This is a genomic window from Lichenicola cladoniae (genome assembly GCF_013201075.1).
GTDB classification, from domain to species: Bacteria; Pseudomonadota; Alphaproteobacteria; order Acetobacterales; family Acetobacteraceae; genus Lichenicola; species Lichenicola cladoniae.
The window spans coordinates 2,542,955-2,558,537 of the sequence record NZ_CP053708.1 but is presented as its reverse complement, the minus strand read 5'-3'; the positions used below and the strand labels follow the sequence as shown (position 1 = coordinate 2,558,537).

The window sequence follows — 15,583 nt, the reverse complement described above, 5'->3', positions numbered from 1 at the left end:
TTCAAATCGGCGTCCGTGGGGGATCGTGGATCAGGCATGGCCAACTCGTTTCAACTGAGCGAGTGTAAAGCCTGCGACCGCCCCGTCTAAACCTTTGTAACTAAACACCTTTCAAATAGATGGACACCGTGTTTGTCCGCCACTGAACGGAGTGTCCGTTTCCGAACATGCCCAACAACCCGTCAAGTCCCGATCTTACCCCGAGCATCCTGTTCATCGACGACGATGCCGACGTCCAGAAGGCGGCTGCCTTGCTGCTGCCCCGGCGCGGCTTCTCGCTGCTGTCGGCGCGCGATCCCGCCGAGGCGTGGAGCGTGCTGTCCGCCGAGCCGGTCGACGTCGTGCTGCTCGACCTCAATTTCCGCCCCGGCTCAGTCTCCGGCGCCGAGGGTTTCGCCTGCCTCGAAGCCATGGTCGCGCATGATCCGGACATGGTTGTCGTCATCGTCACCGGGCACAGCGGCATCAACATCGCGGTGGCGGCGATGCGCGCCGGTGCGACCGATTTCGTGATGAAGCCGTGGAACAACGATCGCCTGGTCGCCACCCTGACCGCCGCCGTCGCGGTCCGACGGCAGCGTCGCAACGCCGACCCAGTCGCGCCGCAACCCGCCGGCCACGCAGCGGAGCCGGACAGCCCGATCATCGGCGACAGCCCCGCAATGCGCCGCATCCTCGAGCCCATGCGCCGCGCCGCCACCACCGACGCGCCGATCCTGCTGCTTGGTGAGGCCGGGACCGGAAAGAGCCTGCTGGCGCACAGCATCCACCGCCTGTCGCCACGCGCCGGCCGGCCGTTGGCGACGCTCGACCCGATGGCGCTGTGGAGCGAAGGCGAGGGCGCCTGGACCACGGCACTGGCGGCGGTGACCCCCGACGGCACCCTGTTCCTGGACGAGGTCGGCGACCTGCCCCAGCCCCTCCAGGCCCGGCTGCTCGCCTTCCTGAAGGAACGGCCGCACCTGCGCCTGGTCACCGCGAGCCGGCAGAAGCGCGACGCACTGCAGGCCGGGATGCTGCAGTCCGACCTGCTCTACCGGCTGAACATCGTCGAGCTGTCGCTGCCGCCGCTGCATGAGCGAGGCGACGATGTGCGCCTGCTCGCGGTGCACTTCCTGCATCTGTTCACGCGGCGCTACCAGCGTCCGGCGCTGACGTTATCTGCCGACGCGCTGGACATCATCGCGCAGGCATCGTGGCCCGGGAACATCCGCGCCCTGGCTCAGGCGATGGAACGCGCCGTGGTGCTGGCACGCGGGACCGTCCTGCACCCCGTAGATATCCCGATCCAGGCGCCCCTGCCGGACGGCGTCGCCGCTGCGCGGCCCGGGGATGGCGATCTCAACCTCACCCGGTCCGAGAAGGCGATCGTCGAGGCGGCCCTCAGGCGGCACGGCTTCAACGTCAGCCATGCAGCTTCCGAGCTCGGCCTCAGCCGGGCCGCCCTCTACCGCCGCATGGCCCGGCATGGGCTCTAGCAACGACAGGCCGGCGCCATGACCGGCCTCGCAGCGCTGCTGGTGTTCGCCTGCGGCATCCTGTCGTGTCTCGCCTGGCAGGCCGGCTTCTACGCCAACGCGACCGTCGCCGCATTGGCGGCACTCTGGCTCGGCTGCGGCCTGCAATGGCGACAGCGGCGCCTTGAGGCACATGTCCCGCATCCGGCCCAGCCATCATCTTTGGCGGTGGCTGCCGCGGATACCGATCGCCGCCGCCTGCAGGGCATGCTGGACCAGATGCCGGCGCCGATCATGACCCTGGCCTCCGACGGTACCATGCGCGCCGCCAACCGCGCCGCCAGGCGCCTGTTCGCCACCGACGACCGCATCCTCGACGCGCCGGAACTCCATCAGGCGCTTGCTCAGGTCAGGCCGGGCGAGCGCACCGTGTTGAAGCTGCGGCCCCGCCGCGATCCCGGCAAGCTTCCCGGTTCTTCCGAGCAGCGAAGCTATTCCCTGTCTGTCGCACGCAGCCTGGGCGCCGACGGCATGACCCTGCTCGCCGTGCTGACCGACATCGAGGCCGATATCCAGGCCGCCGAGGCCACCGCCCTGCGCCAGCTGCTGCAGGTGCTGAGCCACGAGATCATGAACTCGCTGACCCCGATCACCTCGCTGGCCGAGAGCGCGCAGGCGCTGCTGGCGACGGGCACCCCGGCGGATGCAGCCCAGGCCACCGATGCACTGGGCATCATCATGCGCCGGGCCAGCGGTCTCGACCGCTTCGTGCAAGGCTACCGCATCCTGGCGCGGCTGCCGGCGCCGGTGCTCCGGCCCACCTCGGTCGCAGCCGTGCTCCGCGACACCGCCGCCCTGTTCCACACCAGCTGGCGGGATCGCGGCGTCTCGCTGGTCCTGCAACTGCCCGAGCCCGACATCATGGCCCGCCTCGATGCCGACCTCGTCGTGCAGGCGCTGATCAACCTCCTGGCCAACGGCGCGGAGGCCGCGTTGGCACGTCGCGGACACGCGCCCGGAGTCGGCCTGGCCACGGTCCCGGACCCGTCCGGCGTGGTGTTCCGCGTGCATGACACCGGCGCCGGCATCGCCGCCGGCCAGGAGGACTTGATCTTCCGCCCCTTCTTCACCCTGCGTCCGGATGGTACCGGCATCGGCCTCAGCCTGGCGCGCCAGATCGCACAGAGCCACGGCGGCAGTCTCGTCCTGGAAAGTCCCGCCGGCAGCAGCGCATCGTTCCTGCTGCGTATCTGACACCATCATGGACAGGGTTCCGGGCAGAAATGCCGATATCGCCGATCCCGAAGCCGCAATTTCCCGTCGACGGCTTTTCGGCCCGCGTCCAGGAGATTTCGATCCAGCCGTCTGTGTAACGATCTCTCCGATGCTCGGATCGCTGGACGATGCAACGGTTCCGGAGTTCGGCGTGTCAGCTCTCCGTGCTTCCGCTCCTCGAGGCCGGCAGGCAGAACTGATATTCGACCCTGCCGGCCACCCGGCACAAGGAGACCTCAGACTGCGTCGGAGCTCGCCGGGTGGCGCAGCAGTGCCCGCACATGAGCCGCCGCCGAGCAGGCCAGGGCATCGAGGTCGTAGCCGCCTTCGAGCACCGAAACGATCCGTCCGCCGCAGCGCCGGTCTGCGATCGCGACCAGCGCTTCCGTCACCCAGCGGAAATCGTCGGTTTCCAGTTCCAGTTGCGCCAGCGGATCGGCGCGATGCGCATCGAAGCCGGCCGACACCAGGATCAACTCCGGCGCAAACCGGTCGAGCGACGGCAGGATCGTGTCGCTCCATGCCTGCCGGAACCGGTCCGAACCGCTGCCGGGCGCCAGCGGCACGTTGACCACGTTATGGGCGATCCCGCTTTCGGAAGCCGCCCCGGTCCCGGGATAGCAGGGCGACTGGTGGCTGCTGGCAAAAAATATCTCCGGGTCGTTCTGCAGGATCTCCTGCGAGCCGTTGCCGTGATGCACGTCGAAATCCACCACCGCAATCCGGCGTAGCCCCCAGCGCTCGCGCGCATGCAAGGCCGCAATCGCCACGCTGCCGAACAGGCAGAACCCCATCGCCTGCGACGGTTCCGCATGATGCCCGGGCGGCCGTACCGCGACGAATGCAGCCGCGACCTGTCCCGCCATCACTGCATCCACCGCAGCGCAGGCACCGCCAGCCGCCCGGCTTGCCGCCTCGGCACTGCCGGCGCTCATGACCGTGTCCGCGTCCAGCCGCACGCTCTCTCCCGGCTTCGGCCGGATCGCCAGGATCTCGGTCACGTAGTCGGCGGGATGTGCCAGCCGGAGTTGCGCCTCGGTCGCGAGCGGTGCCGCCTCGCGTTGAAGTCCCGCGAAATCCGGACCGGCGAGGGCCTTCAGCACCACCCGCAGCCGGTCCGGGCTCTCCGGATGCCCGGGTCCCTGGTCATGTTCCAGGCAGGCGGTGTGGGTGAACAGCGCGATACTCATGGTGTCAGCCTGCAGCTCGATCGTTGAGGTCGTCCCGGCCCGCGCCCGGTGCGGAACCCGGTCCCGTCGGCCGTCCGGCCCAGAACCCCGCCAGCAACGAGCCGGACAGATTGTGCCACACCGAGAACAACGCGGCGGGCAGGGCGGCCGCCGGCGAAATGTAGAGCCGGCTCAGCGCCGCCGCCAAACCGGAATTCTGCATGCCGACTTCCAGCGCCAGGGTCCGGCACGTCGTCTCGTCGAACCTGAGCAGCCGTCCGCCCCAGTAGCCGCCGAGCAGGCCGATGCCGTTATGGAGCACCACCCCGACCATCACCAACGGCCCGACGGTGACGATGCTGGCCTGCGCCCCGGCCACCACCGTCCCGATGATCAGCAGGATCGCCACGATCGAGACCAGCGGCAATGCCGGTTCCAGCGCGCGCACCAGCCTGTGTGCGACATGGTTGAGCAGCAGACCGAGCAGCACCGGGATTGCCACCACTTCGAGGATGCTGACCAGCATGCTCCAGCCATGCACCACGATATCCGCGGACACGTACAGCCGCGTCAGCAGCGGTGTCGCGACCACGCCGACACAGGTGGACAGCGCGCTGATACTGACCGACAGCGCCACGTCGCCCCTGGACAGATACACCATCAGCGTCGAGGCCGTCCCGCTCGCCACGCTCCCGACCAGGATCATGCCCGCGGCAATCTCCGGCGGCATGTTCAGCAGGTGCGCGATGGCCCAGGCTGCGAGCGGCATGATCAGGTAGTGCAGCCCGAGCCCGGCCAGGACCGGCGCCGGACGCTGGGCAATGCGGCGGAAGTCGCCGATCCGCAGCGTCACCCCCATCGCGAACATGATCAGCGCCAGCAGCGGCGTGACGAACGGCCCGAGCAGGTGGAACCGCGCCGGGGCCATGAATGCGACGATCGAGACGAGCAGCGCCCAGACCGGAAACAGCCGGGCGATCAAGGTGCCGCGTCGCCAGGGAGCAGTAGGTTTAGCATGTCGGACAATCCCCGCTTTTCGTCGCCATGTCTAAACAGCCTGACCGCGCAGGCGCGTTTCGACGACTGGGTCTGCAGCGTTCCATCGACATGACGGTCCCGGTAACATCGGACCCGAAAACACAACAGGGCTCGCGACGGCGATGGAGCCTGCGAGCGGGTGGCCTGCACTCCCTATCCGGCAGGCCTGGCCCGCTTCCACGAAGACATCATGGCGACCTAGTACGCCGACAAGACGCCAATTTTGATGCCGCTGAGTGTGATCGACGCTGACTCCAGCCTACGACACGCTTTTACGGGTTTTCTACCTTAAGGCTTCGATACATTTCTGAATGGGCGCCCACGTCAGCTCTATGGCCCTTGCAACTCTTCGCGCACGTCGGCCATTGCCGGACGTGCAGAGGGCTTAGGCTGCACGCACTCACGCTGCAGATCACGCAACTTCGTCAGCTGGTCCGAACAGCGATCGAGCAACTCTCCCAGCAGCACGCCCCAGGCGAGCACGTCGGTCTTCATGATCGCCCGTCCCACCCCGCCATCGGGCAGGAGGGATGCCGCGCCGAAGTCGCTCAGCACGGCATGACCAACGCTGCCGTCCCACAAGGTGTTGTGCGCATATAGATCGCCATGCAGCAGGCAGCATTCATGCAGGTGCGCCCCGGCGGCCGCGATACCAATGGCAATCCCGTGCACGGTCGCCGCGCCGAAGCACGAGGATGGATCATAGATGTCGCGGCTGCAGCTCTTGAGGCTCGGTGGCCCCGCCAGCACGCGCCACTTGGGCGGAAGCAGCGGCATCAGCAAGCCCTGGACCTGCGCCGGATGACCCGTCAGCCGGGCCAGCCCGCCTGTCAGATTGGGATGGTCGCCGGCAGCCAGGCAGGCCGCGATTTCCCGGTCGGGCAGGCCATCGCTCGTCATCGCGCCCTTGAACAGCTTGAGGGCGACGTCGCGCACGGGGCCCCGATCGGGCCGCCACGTGGCCTGATACACATGTCCCGATGCCCCTTCGCCAAGCATGATGCCTGGCTCGAGGCTAGACCAGGGGGCGAGCACCGGTTCGGGCGTGCCGATCCGGCGGTCGAGGGGATTGCCGGCATAGGCGAGCCACGCCAGTCGGGGCAGATCGGCGAGCCAGTCCGGCAAGGCGTCGAAGCGATTGGCGGACAGGCGAAGCAGTTCGAGGCCTGCCGCTCCGGCCATGCTGTCGGGCAGGTGCCGCAGCCGGTTGCCCGACAGCATCAGTTTCTGCAGCGCCGGTCTCTCACCGAGTGCGGACGGCAAAAGCTCGAGCTGGTTGTCGGTCACGGTCAGCCAGCGCAGCCCGGCGGGCAAGGCTTCGGCCGGGATCTCGCGGAGGCCGGTCGCGCGGAAACCGACCTGGGTCAGCGCCGGGCAATCGCCCAGAGCCGGCGGCAGTCGAGTGAAGCGATTACCGGAGCAGAACAACACCCGTAGCCGGGTCAGCCGGCTGAAATCGTCGGGCAGGCTGTCGAGCGCGTTGTCGCTCAGGTCCAGCACTTCCAGCGTCTCGGCCAGACCGAAGATGTCGCGCGGAAATTCGGTCAGCCCGCCGCGCAGGCGAAGCTCACGGGCGCCAGCAAGGCGTCCGTGGCTCAGCTCGTCCAGGGTGGTCATGGTGGCTCCTTCGGCGATTGGACGTTGCTGTAGCGTGATTATCGCCGTGAGCTCCTAACAAACACAAAGCCGATACGCGGCTGGCAATCGCATCTCACGACGAAGTTGCGCCGACGGGCGATTGCAAGCGCTTCAGCAACCGATGACAGGCGATTGTGCCCGGGGGCGGGTCAGTACATCGATCACGAGCTTGTCGGTTCAGGTCTGATCTATTGTCCGGCGCCGGCGACAGGATGGGGCTTAGTGTTCCAGGGAACGTAGGAGGCGATATTGCTCGACGTGATGAGTGTCGGGCTGATCAGGATGACGGGTGCCGACCCATGCTTGCCGGACTTTATGTCGACAGCCAGCCGGTAGGCCTCCGCGGCCATGCCATACGGGTCCTGCGCGGCAGACGCCTTGATAAGCGAGGTCCCGTTCTTGAGTTCGCCTGCCACATCGGGCGAGCCATCGACTGACGTGATGATGAACTCGTTCCGATGAAGCTGTTTGGCCGCCAGGTTCATGCCGATCGCCGTCGGATCGTTGATAGCGAAGATCGCATCTATCCTGGCGTAACGCGTGAGCAGCCCAGTTCCTTTCGCAAGTCCTCCCTCGCGGGACGCTGAGGCATCCTGGTCCGACGACAGGATATGAATCCCGGGATTTGCCGCGAAGACTTTCTTGCAGCCGGTAACGCGATCGACGATCGCCGAAATCTGCGGACCATTCAGGATAACGACATCTCCCTTGGCCCCGGGCAGATGGTCGACGATGTATTGGCAGGCTTCCACTCCGGCCTGCACGTTATCCGTCATGACGGTAACATCGGCACCTTTCGCGGCGACATCGAAACCGGCCACTACCACTCCCGCCGCTTGCGCATGCTTGATGGCCGGACCGATCGCGACCGGATCGACAGCGTTTAGCATGATGATATCCACGCCGGACGCCACGAAGTTCTGGATCTGGTTGAACTGCTTGCCCAGGTCATAGTCGGCCGATACTGCATTGACCTGTGCACCGGGCGTCAGCAGGCGGGCCTGATCGGCGATGCCCTTGTCGGTGACGGCGTAATATGGATTTCCAAGCGATCCGACGGTGATGCCGACCTTCCTGATGTCCGCCGCCCAGGCTGGGCCGGCAACGCTTGCAGCCACGGCGAAGCAGAGTGCGTGCAAAACCAGCGGGTGATAGCGACAGGCCATGGTGTTTCCTCGTGGCTTAATTCTTGTCAACAAAGTTCACATACGAGCGTCTATTGCGCCCTTGTGCAGCATCCGTATTGGCTAACAGCTGTACATGTCAATGTCGTTATGCCATTGTGCGGTGCAATAGAAATTTGGGACAATTAAAGACACCTCTCGACCGAGCTTCAAGTTTTCATTCCGGAACAATACCAGAACCGATAGCAAGCTACTTTGCATCTCGCTGACCCGTGTGTTGATGACCGAGCGACAGCATTATCGTAGCGTCGACGCTGCGAAACCTCGGCTGTGTTCAGCATGCTCTGCAGCGGAGAGCTACCCCGCGCGGACTCTCGAAGTGCTGTTCAGCCCGCATTTGGACAATGACAATACATGAAATGACATAAATGCCGGCGGCTTCCCCCAAAGTCTAATCTGTAATCAGGCAAGATCGGATGATGTCGCGCAGTCATACCCCTTACGCACCAGGACTATTCCAGAACGAGCGACCCAGCGGTGGGGTCAATCTATCGACCCGGAGCCTGGGCGGCAGCAGTCCACAGGCGATCGATGATTCGATCCGCGGACCTGCTCGATCGGCATGCTTCATTGCCGCACGGATGATGGCGCGGTTAAACAGATCAGGTAGCTGGCGCACTTGCGCCTTGCTCGAGCGACATCAGGTCAACAGAAGGAATTATCATGCGGGTTCAGAACGGCCACACGATGGATGTGTCGGCGGTGTTGTTCGACATGGACGGTACGTTGGTCGACTCCACGGCTGCCGTGGAGCGCGTATGGCGTCGCTGGGCCGCGCGGCATGGGCTCGATTTTCCGGCTCTGCTGGCCGTGTCGCATGGGCGGCGTGCGTTCGACACCATCGCCCGGTTCGCGCCATCCGGCGTGGACCATGCCGGGGAGAACAGGTGGATGCTGGACGCTGAGATGGTCGAGCAGGACGGTATCATCCCCATCCCCGGCGCGCAGAGGCTAATGGCATCGCTGCCGCCTGGGCGGGTGGCGGTGGTGACCTCGGCCGCACGGGAACTGGCGCTGTTGCGGCTCAGGCTCGCCGGTCTGATGGTGCCCAGTCTGGTGATCGCCGCAGAGGATGTCACAGCTGGCAAGCCCGACCCGCAAGGCTATCTCCAGGCGGCACGGGAGTTGGGCTTCGCGCCTGAGACGTGCCTGGTGGTGGAGGATGCTCCGGCCGGTCTGGAGGCAGGCCGCGCCGCCGGCGGGCGCGTGCTGGCGCTGGCGACGACGCTGACCGGCGCCGAGCTGGAAGCGTGGGACTGGGTCCCGGATCTCGACGCGGTGAGGCTCGAGCAGCCTTCGCCAAACCACCCGTTGCGGCTGAGGTTCGACTGATCGGAGGCCGACTGGACCGTCGTCAGCCTCGACTCCGAAGATCGGCCAGCCATTTTCGGGTGCTTGTGGATCAATCGCCGCGTCGCCCACAGGGTTATCCACAGAAACTGTGGATGGACCGAGTCGCCGAACCTTTGTGGCTAGGTGGGGTCGGTAAGGGAGTACGACCGGCCTGCCGCACCCAGATCCGCTGCTCCGCCGGTTCCTCAAGCAGGTGGGTCGGGCGGCCGCGCGGTTGGGCTGCCGGCGGCGCGGGTTGCTGTCGATGCCGCGCCGTCAGCGTCGCCGCGTGCGTTCAGGCGCTCTTCAGTGGCGCCATTGCGGGTCCGCAAGCTGGCACAGTCAAAGCGGTCTTCGGCGCCGACAAAAGCGACCCTGCTACTCGGCATTTCGTCAGGTCCGAGCTGCGCTATCACTCCACTCCCGGGGATATTCAGAGGTGACGCGACACCCCGATGGGGAATGAACCAACCTTTGGCGGATAGGCCCGTCGGCCCGGCAGCCGGGCGCCGGCGGCAATATGCTGGTTTACCGCGGCTTCGTTCATCGGCCGTCCGAACAGATAACCCTGGATCAGATGGCAGCCCAGCGAACGAAGGATCGACAGCTGGGCCTCAGTTTCGACACCTTCCACGACGCAGGCAAGGCCGAGGTTTCGGGACATGTCGATGATCGTCCTGATGATGTCTCGCGAGGCCGCGTTCACCTCGATATCCCTCACGAAGCTCCGGTCGATCTTGATCTTGTCTGGTTTTAATCGGTGCACGTGGCTGAGGCTTGAGAAGCCGGTGCCGAAATCATCGAGGGCAATCCGCATGCCGAGCTGACGCAATCTTGCGATTGCTTCCGAGGCCAAGTCGAAATCACGCATGACCGCGGTCTCGGTGACCTCGAACTCGATACGCTCGGGCAATACGCCACTCGCCACAACGATCTGCCGGACCGATTCCATCGTCTCGCGCGAGACCAGATCGAGCGCCGACAGGTTGAACGATATGCAGAACGGTTCCGGCCAGGAAGCAGCCGTCTTCAATGCCTTGGTCAACAGGATTTCGGTAAGCCGGCCGATCTGATGTGCGTGCTCCGCGATCGGGATGAATACGTCCGGATCGATCGCGCCAAGTGTGGGGCTTTGCCAGCGCGCCAGCGCCTCGTAGCCGATCGTCCGCGCGTTTTCGAGATCGCGTATCGGTTGGAAAGCCACCCACATCTCGTTGCCGAGATTGGAGTGCCGCAAGGCCTGCTCGATCCGGCTGGTCTCGCGAATGCGGGTCTCGTGGTCGTGCGAGAAGATGATCGCCCGGCCGCATCTCTGCTGTTTGGCGGTATAGAGCGCGTAGTCGGCCCGCTCGAAAAGCTGTTGCGCCGTCGCCGCCCCGTCCGGGTATGCGACCAGGCCGGCGGAGCCAGCGACCTCGGCCATGATGTTAGGGCCGAGATAGGGACCCTGGAGCAACACACAGAGCCGGCTGCCGAACTCCAGGATCTCGTCGTCGTTCGGATTGCCGGCCAGGATCGCCCCGAACTCGTCCCCCCCGATCCGGGCGAGTGTGACCGATGGGCTGGTGATGCACCGGAGCCGGTCGCCGACTTCCTTCAGCAGCAGGTCGCCTTGCGGGTGGCCATAGACATCGTTGACCGCCTTGAAACCATCGAGGTCGAACAGCGCGATGGCGAAGCGGGTATGGCCGTGCTTCGCCTCGGCCAGAACCTGATCGAGGATCGACAAGAACCGTCGCCGGTTCGGCAGGCCGGTCAGGCTATCAAGGTTCGCCAGGCTCAGGTTCTCGTCGCTCAGCCGCTCCGTCTCGACCTGACGCAGGACCAATTCACCTTGCGAACGGATCAAGGCTGAAAAGTCAGCGTAGTTGCGCAGCAGTATGAAGATCATCCCGCCACTCACCAACAGCACGTTCAACGCGATCGCCACGAAAACCGGATTCCCCGTCAGGCAGAAAAAGATAACAAACGGGACGATGACGATGACTGTCAGCAGCAATGCCGCGCTGCGCATGTGCATCATGCAGAAGATGCAGCTTATGACTGTGATCGCCATGTAGAAGATGACGTGAAACTGCTGATAGGAATCTCCGTAAGGAAAAAGGCTCAGCGACCAGGTTGTAAATGTTATGCCAAAAAAGACGGAAAGCCTCAGACATGAACGCAGTTGTGAAACTGCCTGCTTATCGGAAGGCGTGGTTCCTGGCCGAAGTCGCCATACGACAATTCTGATTACACACAGTGCGCTACCGGAAACCGGAATATAGATCGAAAGCATCGGAGGCGCGCAACGAAAGTGCGTTGCGGCAAGCAGAAGTGTACTGGCTATCAAGATGCAGTAGAGCGCCGGGATCTGTTTCTGGAACGCAATTAACTGGGATGAAGCGAGGGCCGGGTTATCGGATGGTATGGCCAGCAGGGCCTTGATTAGTGCAAATCGTCGCATCAACATGCTTGCCGGCCTTACCTCGCTCGTTCGTAATCTAATCACTATATACAGCAAGTCATAAAGAATACGTTACCGATGGTGTCTGGATAAAGAGATTGCGCGCCATATCGATTACTTGTGCAATATTTTGAACGTTCAGTTTGCCGGCGAGGCCGATTTTGGGACTCCGTAGCCCCAACCTCAAACAAACCTCGGAAGCCGACACGCTGCGCTCCTGCGCCGTGGGTGTAGTGATCGGCCATGCCGTGCCGCTGCGATCACTGCCGGCATATGCGATGGGTCGAGCTCCAGGAGGTGAGGCCGTTGCCAGCGTCGATCGTGGCAAACACCACGCCGATCCTGAGTGCCGCCAGCAGCGCGCGTGCCACGGCAACCGGCCAGTCGGTGCAGACCCCTGATCGGCAGTCGGCATGCGTTGGGGTCCTGCGACATGCCGGCGATCCCAGAGCGCCCGGAGACGTCGGCTGCATGCGCCGGATGATCCCCGGTCTTCTGGCGATCGCCGGATCCGCCTGCGGCGCGCCGTTGGTGGTGGAGGTGCTGAACCGGGGCCAAGCGCCCGCTGGCGGCCAACGGCCGAAGCTCGGAGCCGGTGCCCCGAGCAGGCAAAAGCCGCTTCAGCATCCTGTTCGCGCCGCCGAGCAGATCGGCGACGAGCCTGGACGGAGGGAGGCCGCGACCGGCGGCGCGCAGTAATCCGAAACTGTTGTTGATGTGCGAAGGCGGCGGCCGGGTTTGACAGCGATCCCGTAGGACCGCTACCGCCACTGATGATGTCCGATCGCAAGCCCGCTACCGCCGTTCTGCTCGCAGCGGGCCTCGGCACCCGCATGAAATCCTCCCTGCCGAAGGCCCAGCATCCGCTGGCCGGCCGGCCGATGCTCCAGCACCTGATCGAGAGCTGCAGCGCGGTGTTCGACCGGATCATCGTGGTCGTCGGACCCGGCATGGAGGCGCTGGAGAAGGCGGCCAGGCCGCATACGGTAGTGGTCCAGGCCGAGCGGCTTGGCACCGCGCACGCGGCGATGCAGGCGGCCGGCCTGTTCGGCGAGGGCGACGTCGCGGTCCTTTATGCCGACAACCCGCTGATCACCCAGAGCACTCTCGAGCGCCTGCTCGCAACCAGGCGTACGACCGGGACCGGTCTGGCCTTGCTGGCAATGCGCCCCGCCGATCCGGCACGATACGGCCGGCTGGTGACCAGGCCGGACGGCGAGGGCGGCGAGACGGTGGATCGTATCGTGGAGTGGGCCGACGCAAGCCCGGAGCAGAGGTCGATCGGGCTCTGCAACGCCGGCGTGCTGTGCGCCGAGGCCAGACGCTTTGCTGGCTGGCTGGCTCAGGTGCGCAACGAGAATGCCAACCACGAGTACTACCTGACCGATGTCGTGGCCCTGGCCGCCTCCGAGGGCGCGCAGGTGCGCTACGTCGAGGCGCCGGAAGAGGAGCTTCGGGGCATCAACTCGCGCGCCGAGCTGGCGGAGGCGGAAGCCGTCATCCAGCGCCGCCTGCGCCTGCGGGCGATGGCGAACGGTGCGACCCTGGTGGCGCCGGAGACGGTATTCTTCTCCGCCGACACGATCCTCGGGCGCGATGTGACGGTGCATCCGAACGTGGTGTTCGGCCCGGGCGTGACGGTCGGCGATGGTACCGAGATCCGGGCCTTCAGCCATCTCGAAGGCGCGTTCATCGGCGAGCGTGCGATGATCGGGCCGTTTGCCCGGCTGCGTCCCGGGACGCAGGTCGATGCCGCCGCTCATGTCGGCAACTTCGTCGAGCTCAAGGGGACCCATCTGGGCGCCGGCGCCAAGGCCAATCACCTGGCCTACCTCGGCGACGCGACGATCGGGGCACGATCCAATGTCGGCGCCGGCACCATCACCTGCAACTATGACGGTGTGTCGAAGCACCGAACCATCATAGGCGAGGACGTGTTCGTCGGCTCGAACTCGACCCTGGTGGCGCCGTTGTCGCTCGGCGACCGGGCGTTCGTGGCTGCCGGCAGCTCCATCACCAGCAGCGTCCCGGCGGACGGGCTGGCCTTCGGGCGTGCCCGGCAGGAAACCCGGGCGGACCGAGCGATCGAACTGCGGGCCCGGATCAGGAAGGAGAAGCGCTGATGTGCGGCATCGTCGGCGTCGTCGGTGTGCGTGAAGCCACCCCGCTACTGTTCGAGGCACTGCGCCGGCTGGAATATCGCGGCTATGATTCGGCCGGGATCGCCACGCTGGTAAACGGCCACATCGAGCGGCGGCGGGCCGAGGGCAAGCTGGACAATCTCGGCCGGGTGCTGGAACTGCGCGGCCTGCCGGGGGTGACCGGGATCGGCCATACGCGCTGGGCGACGCATGGCGCGCCGACCGAGGGCAACGCGCATCCGCACGGCACCGAGCGCGTGTCCATTGTGCATAACGGCATCATCGAGAACCACGCGGAACTGCGCGCCGAGCTCGAGCTGCAGGGTCAGGTATTCACTACCGACACCGACACCGAGACGGTGGCGCAACTGGTCGACCTCAATCTGAAGCAGGGCATGGCGCCGCGCGAGGCGGCCCATGCCTGCCTGAAGCGGCTGCATGGCGCCTACGCGCTGGCGATGATCTTCGCCGGGCACCGGGAACTGATGATCGGCGCCCGTCATGGCGCGCCGCTGGCCGTCGGCTTCGGCGACAACGAGATGTTCCTGGGCTCGGACAGCCTGGCCCTGTCGCCGCTGACAAGGCGGATCGCCTATCTGGCGGATGGCGACTGGGCGGTGGTGTCCCGCGACGGTGCCGAGTTCTTCGACATGGACGGCAACGCGGTGGTTCGCCAGATCCGGCTGAGCGCCCTGGCCGCCGATGCGATCGGCAAGGACGGCTATCGCCACTACATGGACAAGGAGTTGCACGAGCACCCGCTGGTGATCGGCCAGACCCTGCAGCGGATGATCGACCCGGCAACCCGTCGTGTCGTACTCCCGGAGCTGCCGTTCGACCTCGCCACGATACCGCGCATCACCGTCACCGCCTGCGGATCGGCCTTCTATGCCGGGCTGATCGGACGCTACTGGCTGGAAGCGGAGGCGCGCATTCCGGTCGATGCGGACGTTGCCAGCGAACTGCGCTACCGCGAGCCGCCGTTGAGCAAAGGCGGGCTCGGCCTGATGATCAGCCAGTCCGGCGAGACCGCGGATACGCTGGCGGCACTCCGTTCGCTGCGAGCCGGCGGACAGCACGTCATGTCGATCCTGAACGTGCCGGAAAGCACCATGGCGCGTGAGAGCGACATCGTGCTGGACACAATCGCCGGCCCGGAAATCTGCGTCGCCAGCACCAAGGCCTTCACCGCCCAGCTCTCGGTCCTGGCCTGCCTGGCGATCGCCATCGGCCGGGCCCGCGGGGTGATCGGCGAGGCGCGGGAAATGGAGCTGGTGCAGGCGCTGCTCGACCTGCCGAGCCGCGCTGTCGAGCTGTTCGGGCTTGGGGATGATATCCGCGCTGCCGCTGCTATCATCGCGGAAGCGCGCGACGTGCTGTATCTCGGCCGCGGTTCGCATTTCCCGGTCGCACTCGAAGGTGCGTTGAAGCTGAAGGAGATCAGCTACATCCACGCCGAGGCCTATGCCGCCGGCGAGATGAAGCACGGGCCGATCGCGCTGATCGACAAGAGCGTGCCGGTGGTCGCCAGCGCGCCGTCCGGGCCGTTGTTCGAGAAAACCGCGTCCAACCTGCAGGAAGCCCAGGCACGCGGTGGCCGGCTGCTGGTGTTCACCGACCCGGCCGGCGCGGCGCGGATGGGGAAAATCGCCGAGCGGCTGGTGGTGCTGCCGGAAGTGCACGGCTTCACCGCGCCGATCCTGCACAGCATCGCCGTGCAGATGCTGGCCTACGAGGTGGCACTGCTGAAGGGCACCGACGTCGACCAGCCGCGCAATCTCGCGAAGTCGGTCACCGTCGAGTAGCGGCCGCAAACTCCCGATCATAGGACTAGGACTGATCAGGGCGCGACGAGCACCGTTCGGGTGGGCTGGTCGATCGCATCGCGCACGCCGAATTCGCG

The 15,583-nt window shown here is 65.5% G+C and carries 11 protein-coding genes; 6 read left to right on the top strand and 5 right to left on the bottom strand.

The genetic code is table 11. The features are described from left to right. Positions 1-167 precede the first annotated feature (167 nt). Both HN018_RS11825 and HN018_RS29225 read left to right on the top strand, forming a co-directional pair. The gene (locus HN018_RS11825; RefSeq protein ID WP_171835579.1) at positions 168-1,478 is read left to right on the top strand and encodes a sigma-54-dependent transcriptional regulator; all 1,311 of its coding nucleotides are present in this window, start codon (positions 168-170) and stop codon (positions 1,476-1,478) included. A gap of 18 nt (positions 1,479-1,496) precedes the next feature. After that, positions 1,497-2,711: a sensor histidine kinase gene (locus HN018_RS29225; protein WP_171835382.1), complete on the top strand. Its 1,215-nt coding sequence runs from the start codon at positions 1,497-1,499 to the stop codon at positions 2,709-2,711. A 257-nt stretch (positions 2,712-2,968) separates the two neighbouring features. Here HN018_RS29225 and HN018_RS11815 read toward each other — a convergent pair whose 3' ends face one another. The 4 genes from HN018_RS11815 to HN018_RS11800 all read right to left on the bottom strand — a co-directional run bounded on the left by HN018_RS11815 (position 2,969) and on the right by HN018_RS11800 (position 7,743). Next, positions 2,969-3,922: a histone deacetylase family protein gene (locus HN018_RS11815; RefSeq protein WP_171835578.1), complete on the bottom strand. Its 954-nt coding sequence runs from the start codon at positions 3,920-3,922 to the stop codon at positions 2,969-2,971. Between the two features lie 4 nt (positions 3,923-3,926). Then, positions 3,927-4,883, bottom strand: a complete 957-nt coding sequence (gene panS, locus HN018_RS11810) for a ketopantoate/pantoate/pantothenate transporter PanS (protein ID WP_275433951.1) — start codon at positions 4,881-4,883, stop codon at positions 3,927-3,929. Between the two features lie 386 nt (positions 4,884-5,269). Then, positions 5,270-6,556: a leucine-rich repeat-containing protein kinase family protein gene (locus tag HN018_RS11805; RefSeq protein WP_171835577.1), complete on the bottom strand. Its 1,287-nt coding sequence runs from the start codon at positions 6,554-6,556 to the stop codon at positions 5,270-5,272. Between the two features lie 209 nt (positions 6,557-6,765). Continuing rightward, positions 6,766-7,743, bottom strand: coding sequence for an ABC transporter substrate-binding protein (locus tag HN018_RS11800; RefSeq protein WP_171835576.1), 978 nt, complete (start codon positions 7,741-7,743; stop codon positions 6,766-6,768). A 681-nt stretch (positions 7,744-8,424) separates the two neighbouring features. Between HN018_RS11800 and HN018_RS11795 the strand changes: the two genes are divergently transcribed. After that, a complete protein-coding gene (locus HN018_RS11795) occupies positions 8,425-9,093 on the top strand; it encodes an HAD-IA family hydrolase (RefSeq protein ID WP_171835575.1) in 669 nt (222 codons plus the stop codon). Positions 9,094-9,526: 433 nt separating this feature from the next. Here the strand turns inward: HN018_RS11795 and HN018_RS11790 are convergent, their stop codons facing one another. After that, positions 9,527-11,116, bottom strand: coding sequence for a putative bifunctional diguanylate cyclase/phosphodiesterase (locus tag HN018_RS11790; protein ID WP_204259516.1), 1,590 nt, complete (start codon positions 11,114-11,116; stop codon positions 9,527-9,529). 729 nt (positions 11,117-11,845) lie between these two features. On the opposite strand from HN018_RS11790, the gene HN018_RS11785 reads away from it, so the two are divergent. From HN018_RS11785 to glmS, 3 genes are all read left to right on the top strand, one after another. Beyond that, complete coding sequence (locus HN018_RS11785) at positions 11,846-12,238, top strand: hypothetical protein (RefSeq protein WP_171835573.1); 393 nt, start codon at positions 11,846-11,848, stop codon at positions 12,236-12,238. 74 nt (positions 12,239-12,312) lie between these two features. Next, positions 12,313-13,662 carry a bifunctional UDP-N-acetylglucosamine diphosphorylase/glucosamine-1-phosphate N-acetyltransferase GlmU gene (glmU, locus tag HN018_RS11780; RefSeq protein ID WP_408886715.1) on the top strand — a complete coding sequence of 450 codons (1,350 nt, stop codon included), beginning with the start codon at positions 12,313-12,315 and terminating at the stop codon, positions 13,660-13,662. After that, positions 13,662-15,485 (top strand): glutamine--fructose-6-phosphate transaminase (isomerizing), encoded by a 1,824-nt coding sequence (glmS, locus tag HN018_RS11775; protein ID WP_171835572.1) that lies wholly within the window; start codon positions 13,662-13,664, stop codon positions 15,483-15,485. The genes glmU and glmS overlap by 1 nt, the downstream gene beginning before the upstream one ends. The last annotated feature ends 98 nt before the right edge of the window (positions 15,486-15,583 follow it).

Coding starts and splice junctions, on each gene's coding strand:
- HN018_RS11825 (WP_171835579.1), top strand. CDS start 168: ATGCCCAACAACCCGTCAAGTCCCGATCTTACCCCGAGCATCCTGTTC.
- HN018_RS29225 (WP_171835382.1), top strand. CDS start 1,497: ATGACCGGCCTCGCAGCGCTGCTGGTGTTCGCCTGCGGCATCCTGTCG.
- HN018_RS11815 (WP_171835578.1), bottom strand. CDS start 3,922: ATGAGTATCGCGCTGTTCACCCACACCGCCTGCCTGGAACATGACCAG.
- HN018_RS11805 (WP_171835577.1), bottom strand. CDS start 6,556: ATGACCACCCTGGACGAGCTGAGCCACGGACGCCTTGCTGGCGCCCGT.
- HN018_RS11800 (WP_171835576.1), bottom strand. CDS start 7,743: ATGGCCTGTCGCTATCACCCGCTGGTTTTGCACGCACTCTGCTTCGCC.
- HN018_RS11795 (WP_171835575.1), top strand. CDS start 8,425: ATGCGGGTTCAGAACGGCCACACGATGGATGTGTCGGCGGTGTTGTTC.
- HN018_RS11790 (WP_204259516.1), bottom strand. CDS start 11,116: ATGATGCACATGCGCAGCGCGGCATTGCTGCTGACAGTCATCGTCATC.
- glmU (WP_408886715.1), top strand. CDS start 12,313: ATGATGTCCGATCGCAAGCCCGCTACCGCCGTTCTGCTCGCAGCGGGC.
- glmS (WP_171835572.1), top strand. CDS start 13,662: ATGTGCGGCATCGTCGGCGTCGTCGGTGTGCGTGAAGCCACCCCGCTA.